This window comes from Shewanella sp. ECSMB14102 (assembly GCF_000813075.1).
GTDB classification, from domain to species: Bacteria; Pseudomonadota; Gammaproteobacteria; order Enterobacterales; family Shewanellaceae; genus Shewanella; species Shewanella indica.
Map to the genome: position 1 here is coordinate 1 of NZ_JWGX01000005.1, position 11,846 is coordinate 11,846.

The 11,846-nt window shown below is 52.7% G+C and carries 13 protein-coding genes and 4 tRNA genes; 11 read left to right on the plus strand and 6 right to left on the minus strand.

Going from position 1 to position 11,846, the window contains the following annotated elements; translation table 11 throughout:
- A partial coding sequence (locus tag RC73_RS01850; protein WP_039033046.1) for a transposase occupies window positions 1–297 on the plus strand: 297 nt, incomplete at its 5' end.
- Between the two features lie 48 nt (window positions 298–345).
- Here the strand turns inward: RC73_RS01850 and RC73_RS01855 are convergent.
- From RC73_RS01855 to RC73_RS01875, 5 genes are all read right to left on the minus strand, one after another.
- Window positions 346–432, minus strand: a tRNA-Leu gene (locus RC73_RS01855).
- Between the two features lie 33 nt (window positions 433–465).
- A tRNA-Leu gene (locus RC73_RS01860) sits at window positions 466–552 on the minus strand.
- Window positions 553–592: 40 nt separating this feature from the next.
- A tRNA-Leu gene (locus RC73_RS01865) sits at window positions 593–679 on the minus strand.
- Window positions 680–731: 52 nt separating this feature from the next.
- Window positions 732–807: transfer RNA gene (locus RC73_RS01870), tRNA-Phe, on the minus strand.
- Between the two features lie 267 nt (window positions 808–1,074).
- The gene (locus tag RC73_RS01875) at window positions 1,075–1,836 is read right to left on the minus strand and encodes an outer membrane protein assembly factor BamD (RefSeq protein ID WP_039033047.1); all 762 of its coding nucleotides are present in this window, start codon (window positions 1,834–1,836) and stop codon (window positions 1,075–1,077) included.
- A gap of 122 nt (window positions 1,837–1,958) precedes the next feature.
- Between RC73_RS01875 and rluD the strand changes: the two genes are divergently transcribed.
- The 3 genes from rluD (at window position 1,959) to clpB (ending at window position 6,318) form a co-directional block, all read left to right on the plus strand.
- A complete protein-coding gene (gene rluD / locus RC73_RS01880) occupies window positions 1,959–2,933 on the plus strand; it encodes a 23S rRNA pseudouridine(1911/1915/1917) synthase RluD (protein WP_039033048.1) in 975 nt (324 codons plus the stop codon).
- Window position 2,934: 1 nt separating this feature from the next.
- On the plus strand, window positions 2,935–3,648 hold the full coding sequence (gene pgeF, locus RC73_RS01885; RefSeq protein ID WP_039033049.1) for a peptidoglycan editing factor PgeF: 714 nt from the start codon (window positions 2,935–2,937) through the stop codon (window positions 3,646–3,648).
- Window positions 3,649–3,744: 96 nt separating this feature from the next.
- Window positions 3,745–6,318, plus strand: a complete 2,574-nt coding sequence (gene clpB, locus RC73_RS01890; protein ID WP_039033050.1) for an ATP-dependent chaperone ClpB — start codon at window positions 3,745–3,747, stop codon at window positions 6,316–6,318.
- A 115-nt stretch (window positions 6,319–6,433) separates the two neighbouring features.
- Here clpB and ispB read toward each other — a convergent pair whose 3' ends face one another.
- A complete protein-coding gene (gene ispB / locus RC73_RS01895) occupies window positions 6,434–7,405 on the minus strand; it encodes an octaprenyl diphosphate synthase (RefSeq protein ID WP_039033051.1) in 972 nt (323 codons plus the stop codon).
- A gap of 273 nt (window positions 7,406–7,678) precedes the next feature.
- Between ispB and rplU the strand changes: the two genes are divergently transcribed.
- From rplU to RC73_RS01930, 7 genes are all read left to right on the plus strand, one after another.
- Window positions 7,679–7,990, plus strand: coding sequence for a 50S ribosomal protein L21 (gene rplU, locus RC73_RS01900; protein ID WP_025012063.1), 312 nt, complete (start codon window positions 7,679–7,681; stop codon window positions 7,988–7,990).
- Between the two features lie 14 nt (window positions 7,991–8,004).
- Window positions 8,005–8,259, plus strand: a complete 255-nt coding sequence (rpmA, locus tag RC73_RS01905) for a 50S ribosomal protein L27 (protein WP_011760936.1) — start codon at window positions 8,005–8,007, stop codon at window positions 8,257–8,259.
- A gap of 135 nt (window positions 8,260–8,394) precedes the next feature.
- The gene (gene cgtA, locus RC73_RS01910; RefSeq protein ID WP_039033052.1) at window positions 8,395–9,561 is read left to right on the plus strand and encodes an Obg family GTPase CgtA; all 1,167 of its coding nucleotides are present in this window, start codon (window positions 8,395–8,397) and stop codon (window positions 9,559–9,561) included.
- A gap of 23 nt (window positions 9,562–9,584) precedes the next feature.
- Window positions 9,585–10,346: a threonine/serine exporter family protein gene (locus tag RC73_RS01915; protein WP_039033053.1), complete on the plus strand. Its 762-nt coding sequence runs from the start codon at window positions 9,585–9,587 to the stop codon at window positions 10,344–10,346.
- Entirely contained in the window at window positions 10,346–10,813 is a 468-nt protein-coding gene (locus RC73_RS01920; protein WP_174840187.1) for a threonine/serine exporter family protein, read from the plus strand. Before RC73_RS01915 ends, RC73_RS01920 begins: the two co-directional genes overlap by 1 nt.
- Window positions 10,814–10,836: 23 nt before the next feature.
- The gene (folA, locus tag RC73_RS01925) at window positions 10,837–11,319 is read left to right on the plus strand and encodes a type 3 dihydrofolate reductase (protein WP_039033054.1); all 483 of its coding nucleotides are present in this window, start codon (window positions 10,837–10,839) and stop codon (window positions 11,317–11,319) included.
- A gap of 133 nt (window positions 11,320–11,452) precedes the next feature.
- Window positions 11,453–11,842 carry a DUF3718 domain-containing protein gene (locus RC73_RS01930; protein WP_039033055.1) on the plus strand — a complete coding sequence of 130 codons (390 nt, stop codon included), beginning with the start codon at window positions 11,453–11,455 and terminating at the stop codon, window positions 11,840–11,842.
- Window positions 11,843–11,846 lie beyond the last annotated feature (4 nt).

The following is an 11,846-nucleotide window of genomic DNA, read 5'->3' on the forward strand; positions in this document are numbered from 1 at the left end:
AGGGAGCAACTCAAGGAGATGTGGTACTGCACAGATGAAGCCGAAGCCATGGCTCAATGGAACCTCTGGTGGCAACAAGTCAGAGAGAGCGGTATCAGGCCGTTACTCCAATTTGGCCAGCGTCTTAAGAACTATCTTCATGGCATAGTTGCTTCAGCGGTTCATCCGTTGCACACCTGCCGACTAGAAGGGATGAACAACAAAATCAAACTGCTGAAGCGAATGGGCTATGGCTACCGGGATACCGAATACTTCTTTCTGAAAGTCAGAGAGGCGTTCCCCGGAGATCCGCGATGAACCAAATTTGAGGCACAAAAAAACCTCGCATTGCGAGGTTTAAATGATTGGTACAGGTGAGAAGACTTGAACTTCCACGCCCGTGAGGGCACCAGCACCTGAAGCTGGCGTGTCTACCAATTCCACCACACCTGCACTGTTTTCATTTCGACTCTTTCATGTGTTAATTGGTACAGGTGAGAAGACTTGAACTTCCACGCCCGTGAGGGCACCAGCACCTGAAGCTGGCGTGTCTACCAATTCCACCACACCTGCACAGTTAGAGTCTAACGTACAGCTAACTATTATTGCAAAGTGGTACAGGTGAGAAGACTTGAACTTCCACGCCCGTGAGGGCACCAGCACCTGAAGCTGGCGTGTCTACCAATTCCACCACACCTGCACTGTACTGCCTTGCAATTTTCTCAGTCGCCTGAGCACCTTAAAGTTGAAGGTGGTGCCCGAACCCGGAATCGAACCAGGGACACGCGGATTTTCAATCCGCTGCTCTACCAACTGAGCTATTCGGGCGACGGCGTGCATTAAAAGACTTTTACGGTTTTGAGTCAACTCTTTTCTGAGAAATATTTCAAAATAACGCGTGTTTGAGCAAGTTTTACTCGAAAAGGCGCATATTGCTTAGCTTTTGAACGAAAGCCGCGTCATTGCTGGGCTAGGGGTAAATTAGACCAATCGAAAACTCAGGCTGTAAAGCCGGGATTTCGAGGTTTAAGGGCAGGCTGGTTTTATCTTCTTCTGGAAACAAAACGCCCCACGGTAAAGTAGGGCGTTAAGGGATTAATTCTTGAGGAGGTCGTTCCCCGGATAGTTGGCACGCATGACAGTGAGTACGTGCTGTTTTAATTGTTCCTGACCCAGCTCACCATAAGCGGTGGCCATGATCTCGAGCGCGCGCTCTGTCGATGGCGTGCCGGGATAGGTTTCCATCACCGACTGAGCCCTGATGGCGGCAGCGCTCCAGGCATTCATCTTCAGATAGTATTCGGCCACTTTAACCGAATACAGCGCCAGACGATTCTTCAGGTGCTGCATTCTTTTCTGGGCGTCGGCCGCATACTTGCTGTTGGGATAGGTCTTGAGCAGGCGCTCGAAGTCCTTGAAGGCATCGAGGGCAAACTGAGGATCCCTGTCGCTTCTGTCTATATTGAGCATGTCATGGAACAGGTAGTTGTCGGCCTGCATATTCACCAGTCCACGCATATAGTAGACATAGTCTATATCCGGGTGGGTAGGGTTGAGGCGGATAAATCTGTCGATGTTGGCGACTGCCGACGGGGTATCATCCAACTTATAGTAGGCATAAATCAGATCCAACTGAACCTGAGTTTTGTGTGGGCCAAAGGGGAAGCGGGAATCCAATGCCTCCAGTGAACGCACAGCCTTGGTATAGTTACCCAGCTCCATAGAGGTGCGGGCCTGGGAGTAGAGAACGTCCGGAGACTGTTTGCTGGTAATTAAGTCGTCTTCCGGTTTGCTGCTACAGGCCACAATGGCCAGCGAAAAAAAGGCTATGGCAGCGCCTTTGGCAATATTATGCATACTTGAATTCGATTCTTGAGTAAGTTGTAGTTAAGAATTTTTCCATTTCACGATAAAATGGCCGATTCCGAGTGTACCAGAAAGTACACAGTTTTTGACCCCATTAACTGGGGACGGTTCCTATGACGCAAGAGATTAATCTAAAAAGCGAGATATCAGCAACCCAAACAGGTCTGAGATTGGATCAGGCTTTGGCCGAGTTGTTCCCCGATTACTCCCGTACCAGGATCAAGGAATGGATCCTCGATGGCAAAGTGTCCGTTGATGGTACTGTGGTAAACAAGCCCAGAGAGAAGGTGTTGGAATCTCAGGAGATAGAGGTTCACGCCACTCTGGAAGAAGAGGTGCACGCCGAGGCTCAGGCTATCGATCTGAATATCGTCTATGAAGATGACCATATATTGGTGATCAACAAGCAGGCGGGTTTAGTGGTGCATCCCGGTGCCGGTAACAGTGACGGCACTTTGATGAATGCCCTGCTGCATCATTGCCCCGAGATAGAACATGTGCCAAGGGCCGGTATTGTCCATCGTCTCGATAAGGACACCACAGGCCTGATGGTGGTGGCCAAGACGGTTGAGGCCCAGACTCATCTGGTGGCGGCGCTGCAGGCGCGCGACATTACCCGAGAGTATGAAGCCATAGTGCTGGGCACCATGACAGCAGGTGGTACAGTGGATGAGCCTATCGGGCGTCACCCTACCAAGCGTACTCATATGGCGGTGCACCACAGCGGTAAGCCGGCGGTGACCCACTATCGTGTGGCGGAAAAATTCCGCGCCCACACCCGCTTGCGCTTGAGGCTGGAAAGTGGCCGGACTCACCAGATCCGGGTGCATATGGCTCATATAGGTCACGTGTTGGTGGGCGATCCTGTCTATGGCGGTCGTCCCAAACCACCCAAGGCCGCCAGTGAAGCCTTTTTCGAAGTGCTGAAAAACTTCAAGCGTCAGGCGCTGCATGCGGTACGACTGGAGTTGGTGCACCCCATCACCTGTGAGCTGATGAGTTGGCAAGCACCTATCCCCGAGGATATGGTCGAGCTGACCAAGGCGCTGCGTAAAGACACCGAAGAGCATCCGCCGGAGTATCTGTAACATGTACGGCTGTCACTGGCCGCTGCCGGCCAATGTCAGAATCGCCATGACTCAGCGTCATGGTGGTGTCAGCCTGCCGCCGTTCGACAGTCTGAATCTGGGGCTGCATGTGGGAGACATTTCCGCATCTGTGCAGGCCAACCGTGCTCTGCTGGTAAAGCGGCTGGTTCTGCCCAGCGAGCCGGCATGGCTGGAGCAGGTGCATGGCACAGAGGTGGTCGACCTGGCGCGTGACTCCCAAAGGATTGCCGATGGCAGCTATAGCGATAGCAAGGCGCATGTGGCTGTGGTGATGACCGCCGACTGCCTGCCCGTGCTTCTGTGTGACAGTGCAGGCACCCAGGTGGCGGCGCTGCACGCCGGCTGGCGTGGCCTGTGTAATGGCGTCATCGAAGCGGGAATTGCCCGTTTTCGCCCCGGCTCTGAGCTTATCGCCTGTCTTGGGCCGGCAATAGGCAAAACGGCCTTCGAAGTGGGCGGTGAAGTACGTGCCGCTTTTTGCAATAAAGACCCCGAGGCCGACAACTGCTTTGTGGCCAAGGGGGATAAGTTTCTCGGCGATCTGCAGGGGCTTGCCAGGCTCAGATTGCAGCAGGCGGGTGTCCGGCAGATATATGCCTTGGATGCCTGTACCTATAGCAACAAAGATTATTTTTCCTACCGTCGCGACGGCCGTACCGGCCGCATGGCCTCGCTGATTTGGCTCACTGATTGAGTGGTTATTTGATTCGTCTGACTTGAAATTGGTTAAAGCATCCTCATATTTAAGCTAACAAAGTAATACCTTATTTTGAGAGTTTCAGGAGGCTGTATGCGACTCGATCGTATGACCAATAAATTTCAGCTTGCTATCTCGGATGCCCAATCTCTGGCTCTTGGCCGTGACCATCAGTTCATAGAACCTGTCCATCTGATGATGGCTTTGTTAAATCAGGATGGCGGTTCAATTCATCCGCTGTTGACCCAAGCCGGTATTCAGGTCAGCACTCTGCGTTCCCTGGTAAGCCAGGAACTGGAGCGCTTGCCTCAGGTTGAAGGCACTGGCGGTGATGTCCAGTTATCCCAGGCGCTGATACGTTTGCTGAATCTGTGTGACAAGCTGGCACAGAAGCGCAAAGACAAATATATCTCCAGTGAGCTGTTTATTCTGGCGGCACTGGAAGGTAATGACACCCTAGCACAGTGCCTCAAGCAGGCCGGTGCGACCAAAGAGCTGATGGAGAAAACCATCGAAGCCGTGCGTGGCGGCCAGAAGGTAGACGATCCCAATGCTGAGGATCAGCGCCAGGCGCTAAAAAAATACACCATAGATCTGACCGAGCGTGCCGAGCAAGGCAAACTGGATCCAGTTATTGGCCGTGACGATGAAATTCGCCGCACAGTGCAGGTGTTGCAGCGTCGCAGCAAGAACAACCCTGTGCTTATTGGTGAGCCCGGTGTGGGTAAGACCGCCATTGTCGAGGGGCTGGCGCAGCGTATCGTCAACGGCGAGGTGCCCGAAGGCATCAAAAACAAACGGGTATTGTCGCTGGATCTCGGTGCTTTGGTGGCCGGTGCCAAATACCGTGGTGAGTTTGAAGAAAGACTCAAGGCTGTGCTCAACGAGCTGGCTCAGGAAGAGGGGCAGGTGATCCTCTTTATCGACGAGCTGCATACTATGGTGGGCGCGGGTAAATCCGATGGCGCCATGGATGCGGGTAATATGCTCAAGCCGGCACTGGCCCGCGGTGAGCTACACTGCGTCGGTGCCACAACTTTGGACGAGTATCGTCAGTATATTGAAAAGGATGCGGCACTGGAGCGGCGCTTCCAGAAAGTCCTGGTGGATGAGCCCAGCGTCGAGGATACCATCGCCATTTTGCGTGGCCTGAAAGAGCGCTACGAGCTGCATCACCATGTGGAAATTACCGATCCGGCGATTGTGGCGGCGGCGACTATGTCTCACCGTTATGTGTCTGATCGTAAGTTGCCGGACAAGGCCATCGACCTTATCGACGAAGCCGCTTCCAGCATCCGGATGCAGATAGACTCCAAGCCGGAGCCGCTGGATCGCCTCGAGCGCCGTATCATTCAGCTTAAGCTGGAAGAGCAGGCGTTGGCGAAGGAAAACGATGAGGCCAGTCGTAAGCGTCTTGAACATCTGCGCAGCGAGCTGGTGGAGGTGGAGCAGAAAGCGGCTGAACTCAACGAAATTTGGCACACAGAAAAAGCCGCACTGGCGGGCACTCAGCATATCAAGGCTGATCTGGAGCAAGCCAGACTGGATATGGAAGTGGCACGCCGCGCCGGTGATTTGACCCGGATGTCAGAGCTGCAATACGGCCGCATCCCAGAGCTGGAGAAACAGCTGGATCTGGCGTCTCAGGCCGAGATGCAGGATATGACCTTGCTGCGTAACAAGGTCACGGATGTTGAAATTGCCGAGGTACTTTCCAAGGCGACCGGGATCCCGGTTTCCAAGATGCTCGAAGGTGAGCGGGAAAAACTGCTGCATATGGAAGATGCATTGCATGAGCGGGTGATAGGCCAGGATGAGGCGGTCGATGCCGTGGCCAACGCCATTCGTCGTAGCCGCGCGGGTCTGGCCGATCCTAACCGGCCCATAGGCTCCTTCCTGTTCCTTGGCCCAACCGGGGTAGGTAAGACCGAGCTGTGTAAGTCGCTGGCCAAGTTCCTGTTCGACACAGAGAGCGCCATGGTGCGGATAGATATGTCCGAATTTATGGAGAAACACTCTGTCTCCAGGTTGGTTGGGGCGCCTCCGGGCTATGTGGGTTATGAGGAAGGGGGTTACCTTACCGAAGCGGTGCGCCGCCGTCCCTACTCGGTGATCTTGCTCGATGAGGTGGAAAAGGCACACCCGGATGTGTTCAACATACTGCTGCAGGTACTGGATGATGGCCGCCTGACCGATGGTCAGGGTCGTACGGTCGACTTCCGTAACGCCGTGGTGATTATGACCTCGAACCTGGGTTCCGACATTATCCAGGAGCAGTTCAGCCACCAGAGTTACGATGAGATGAAGGCTCAGGTGATGAATGTGGTGCAGCACCACTTCCGACCCGAGTTCCTCAACCGGATCGATGAAACCGTGGTATTCCACCCGCTGGAGAGCGAGCATATCAAGAGTATTGCCGCGATTCAGGTCGAATCGCTGCGCCAACGTTTGCTGGAGAAAGAGTTCGAGCTGGAGATCACAGATGCCGCGCTGAGCTTTATTGCCAGAGCCGGGTTCGACCCTGTGTATGGCGCAAGGCCGCTGAAGCGGGCACTGCAGCAAGAGGTGGAAAACCCACTGGCGCAAAAGCTGCTTAGAGGCGAGTTATTGCCAGGTCAACCGATCAAGGTGGACTATCGCGACGACAATTTGGTGTTTGAGCAGTAATCACACCATAAATAACACACCATAAATCAAAAGGAGCGCTTTGAGCGCTCCTTTTTTTTACTTGGGCTAAACGACAAATTTAACTGATGGACTTTAAATCGTCGTCTTTAGTCTATCAGTGACTGCGGGCTACGGCGATTTTAGCCAGGCTTACCAGCGCCAGCTTGTAGTCGGACTCTGGCAGTACCGAAAGGGCCGCTACGGCCTTATCGGCTTCTTCATAGGCCCTTTGCTGGGTATATTCCAGTGCGCCACAGGTGTTGAGTGCATTGATGATCTCTTCGATATGCTCAGTGCCATCACCTTGTTCAATCGCCTGGCGGATCATCTGTCGCTGTGGCTCTGTACCGTGGGCGATGGCGTAGATCAGCGGCAAAGTGGGTTTACCTTCGGCGAGGTCGTCACCTATGTTCTTGCCCAGTTCTTCTGCGTCCGCTGTGTAGTCCAGCAGGTCATCAGTCAACTGGAAGGCGGTGCCCAGGTATTTGCCGTAGTCGGCCAGCGCCGTTTCCATTTCGCTGTCGCAACCGGCCAGCACACCGGCCAGACGGGTTGCAGCTTCAAACAGTTTGGCGGTCTTGCAATAAATAACCCGCATATAGCTGGCTTCAGTGGTATCCGGATCGTTGCAGTTCATCAACTGCAGCACTTCACCCTCGGCCAGTACGTTGGTGGTGTTGGCCAGAACCTGCAGTACTTTCATCGACTCCAACTCTGTCATCATCTGGAAAGAGCGGGTATAAAGAAAGTCGCCGACCAGCACGCTGGCGCTGTTGCCAAACAGGGCATTGGCTGTCTCCCGTCCACGGCGCAGAGTGGATTCATCCACCACATCGTCGTGGAGCAGTGAAGCGGTATGAATAAACTCTATGATAGCGGCCAGCTTCAGGTGTGCTTCACCACTATAGTCGAGTGATCTTGCTGCCAGAATCGACAGTAACGGCCGCATACGTTTGCCGCCACCGTTGATGATGTAGAACCCCAATTGATTGATCAGGGCAACATCAGATTCGAGTTGTTTGTAGATCAGTTGATTGACGGCTTGCATGTCGGCGTCAGCCAGCTGACGGATAGCAGTTAAATCCATAGTAGACTCTAGGTATGAAGGAACGCCGAATCGGCAGCTCCCGATAAGCTTAAGTATTGTAATAGACCGAAGTTTACCTAAAATTAATGAACAAGACAGTAGCAGAGGGAGCAATGTGCGAGTTAATCCGGTCTTTTTTTCTTGAGCTTCAATTAGGGCTTGCCTGTAAGGGATTATTCGCGTAAACTCCGCGCCCATTGTCATTAAAGTTTTTGTAGCACCCAGCCTCATAGAGATGAGCCGGCGTGTTAAGAATTTCGGAGTAAAATAGCTATGTACGCTGTTTTTCAAAGTGGTGGTAAGCAACACCGTGTTGCTGAAGGCCATACTGTTCGTTTGGAAAAAATTGAAGTTGCCACTGGTGAAACTATCGAATTCGATCAAGTTCTGCTGATCGCTGATGGTGAAAACGTCCAGGTGGGTACCCCTCTGGTAGCAGGCGGTAAAGTTGTGGCTACAGTTGTTAGCCATGGCCGTGGTGAAAAGGTAACTATCCAAAAGTTCAACCGTCGTAAGCACCACGAGAAGAAAATGGGCCACCGTCAGTGGTTCACTGAAGTTAAAATCACTGCTATCAACGCTTAATAGGAGTCTGACTCATGGCACACAAAAAAGCTGGCGGTTCTACTCGTAACGGCCGCGATTCAGAAAGCAAACGTCTTGGTGTAAAGCGCTTCGGCGGCGAATCAGTTCTGGCTGGTAACATCATTGTTCGTCAACGTGGTACTAAGTTCCACGCAGGTGTTAACGTAGGTATCGGTCGTGACCATACTCTGTTTGCCCTGACTGACGGCAAAGTTAAGTTTGAAGTTAAAGGTCCTAACAACCGTAAGTTCGTTAGCATCGAAGATTAATCTTCAAACCAGAATTGCTTTGAGCCCCGCCATTGGTGGGGCTTTTGTTTTGGGCGAGAGCCATAGTTTCTGTTTTTTGGCGCCTTGCAGGGTTAGGCAGTATAATTGCCTCATTCCGTGGTGCCAGGAGTATGTATGAAGTTTGTCGATGAGGCAGTGATCAGAGTTGAAGCTGGAGATGGTGGCAGTGGCTGCGTCAGCTTCAGACGTGAAAAGTACGTGCCGGATGGTGGTCCAGACGGTGGCGATGGTGGCGACGGCGGCAGCGTTTATCTGCAAGCGGATGAAAACCTCAACACCCTGATTGACTACCGTTTTGAGCGTTTCCATATGGCTGAGCGCGGTGAAAACGGCCGAGGCCGCGACTGTACCGGTAAAGGTGGTCAGGACTTGGTGCTTAAGGTGCCAGTGGGAACCCGGGCGGTTGATGAAGAAACCGATGAGGTGCTCGGTGATCTGACCCAGCATGGTCAGAAGCTGTTGGTGGCCAAAGGTGGTTTCCACGGTCTTGGTAATACTCGTTTCAAGAGCAGTGTTAACCGCGCCCCCAGACAAAAGACCTTGGGGACTCCCGGTGAAGTGCGCAGCTTGCGCCTTGAGCTGATGCTACTGGCGGATGTGGGTTTGCTTGGCATGCCAAATGCCGGTAAGTCGACCTTTATTCGGGCGGTTTCCCGCGCGACACCGAAAGTAGCCGATTATCCCTTTACCACCCTGGTGCCTAATCTCGGTGTGGTAAATCCTCGCCCAGGGCAGAGCTTTGTGGTGGCGGATATTCCAGGGTTGATTGAAGGTGCTGCCGAAGGTGCCGGTTTAGGTATTCGCTTCCTCAAACACCTTGAGCGTTGTCGTGTATTGCTGCATATCCTGGATATTGAGCCTATTGATGGTTCAAGTCCTGCAGAAGCGGCCAAGGCGATTGTCGCTGAGCTTGAGAAATACTCGCCCAAGCTGGCTTCCAAGCCACGTTGGCTGGTGTTCAACAAGACAGATCTGCTGCTGGAAGAAGAGCTTCAGGAAAGAGTCGACAGTATAGTCAAGGAGATGGGCTGGGAAGGGGATGTTTACACCATCTCGGCTTATACCCGTGAAGGCACCAAGGAACTGGCTGAAAAGCTCTATGACTTTATCAGTAGTCTACCGGCGGAAGAGCAACAGCAAGATCCTGACGCCGGTGTCGAGTTCAAGTGGGATAACTACCACCAGGATAGCCTGGAAGACCTCAACGAAGACTATGATGATGAGTTCGACGATGACTTCGACGACGATGATTACGATGTTGAGGTTATTTACCAAAGATAATATCTGAGCGAGTCTGAACACCTGTGTACGCTGATACCCAAAACGATATCACCCGGCAGGTTGTCCGGGTTGCTCAGCTATTGCTGGCCTATGGCGCTGAATCTGAACTGGTTGAAGAGATCAGTCAGCGTCTTGGCCGGGCACTTGGCTTGGCCAGTGTCGAGCTATCCATCTCATCCAATTCACTGGTGCTCACCAGCTTGGTTTCCGGTCGTTGTATTACCACTACCCGGCGCATTCGCGAGCACGGCATCAATATGACAGTGGTGTGCGAGCTGCAGCGTATTTGCCTGCTGGCCGAAAAAGGCCTCTATGGCCCCAATGAAGTCCGCAAACGCCTTGCCAGACTGCAACCCAAAACCTATCCCAAGTGGCTGCTTATCCCAATGATAGGTCTTTCCTGCGGCAGTTTTTGTCATCTTTTCGGTGGCGATCTGGCCGCATGCTTTATCACCTTCTTTGCCTCTGTGATCGGCATGTTTGTGCGCCTGGCTATGGCGCAACGTCACTTCAATGTGTTGGTGAATTTTGCCGTGACCGCCTTTGTCACCAGCTTGGTGGCTCAACTGGGGTATCTCTATCCTGTGACCCAAACCCCTGAGCTGACGATGGCGGCCTCTGTGCTGATGCTGGTTCCCGGCTTTCCGATGATCAACTCGATATCGGATATGGTTAAAGGCCATATGAATGTAGGGATCTCCCGCTGGGGGCAGGCGACCCTGATGACAGTTTCCTCAGTGATAGGTATTACCATCGCTATGCAGCTTGGGGGTATCTTCCTGTGATGGACACTCTGTTGTTACTGCTGAATGACGCCTTTTTCTCGGCGATTCCCGCCATGGGCTTTGCCATGCTGTTTAATGTTCCCAGGCGTTATCTGCTTTATTGTGCCCTGGCCGGGGCCATAGGCCACAGCTCTCGGACCTTGATGTTGCAGTTTGGCTTGCCGATAGAGTGGGCCACCTTTGCCGCTGCCGGCATCATAGGCATGGTAACCATCGCCTTTGCCAAGCGTCATCTGGCACCGCCGCTGTTGTATGCCGTGGCGGCAATTATCCCTATGATCCCGGGTTCCTATGCCTACAACACTGTGATTGCCTTGGTGCAATTGACCGCTCAGTCACAACTCAGTACCGAGCTATGGGAGCAGGTGGTTACCAATGGCCTGAAAACCGTGTTCATTCTCGGGGCTTTATCTGTCGGTCTGGCCATGCCCAGCCTGCTGTATTTCCGTACCCGCCCGGTAATTTAATCCAATAATAACAAGGAGCGTATATGCGCATCGCCATGATTGCCGCCATGGCCCATGACAGAGTCATAGGCAAAGATAACCAAATGCCCTGGCACCTGCCGGAAGATCTGCGCCATTTTAAGCAGATGACCCTGGGAAAGCCGGTGGTGATGGGACGTAAGACCTTTGAATCTATAGGTCGTCCTCTGCCCGGACGCCACAACATAGTGATCAGCCGCCAGAGCGATTATGCACCGGAAGGTGTGACCCGGGTTTCTTCCTTTAAAGAGGCTGTGGAAGCGGCAGGAAACTGCGAAGAACTGGTGGTGATAGGTGGTGGTCAGCTCTACCGGGAAATCCTGCCTCAGGCCGATAAGCTGTATCTGACAGAGATAGACTTGCAAGTGGAAGGGGACACTCGCTTTCCTGAATGGAACGATGGCAGCTGGCAGCAAGTTTACGAGGAAAGTGGTCGCGGTGTAAATGGATTGGGTTTTCGCTTTATTAATATGATTAGAAAATGTTAAATTTGAGCAGACTTTTGAACCCTGAAACGTGAGTGGCACCGGCCACGAAGCGATCCTTATGCCCAAGAGTCCCCGGCAGACAAGTCTGCCGGGGACTCTTGGCTTTAATAACAATTACAAAAAGGAGTGTCAGATGCGTCTGTTGCCCGTGGCCATTGCTGCACTGATTGCTGTATCTTCAGTGTCATCCCCTTCAACTGCTAAAGCCGAAGATCTGTTGGCTGCCAGTATCTGTGATTACGTCAAGTCCAACGACAAAAATCGCCTGCGTAAGAAATTGAAAGAAAATCGAGTGAAGCTGCGTAATATCTATTCAGGACTTTCCTGTGACGGCGAAAGCCTGCTGCGCACTGCCTATCACAGCAACGCCGAAGATACCGGCGAGTTTATCGCCAAGCGCTTGTCAAAAACCGAATTGGAAGTGGTGGAAGCTGACGGCAAGACCATAGTCGACTGGGCCGACGCCAATGGTTTTGGCGCCAGCATTATTACCCTGGCCATTAAAGAGCGCTTAGGCAGCTGAATCC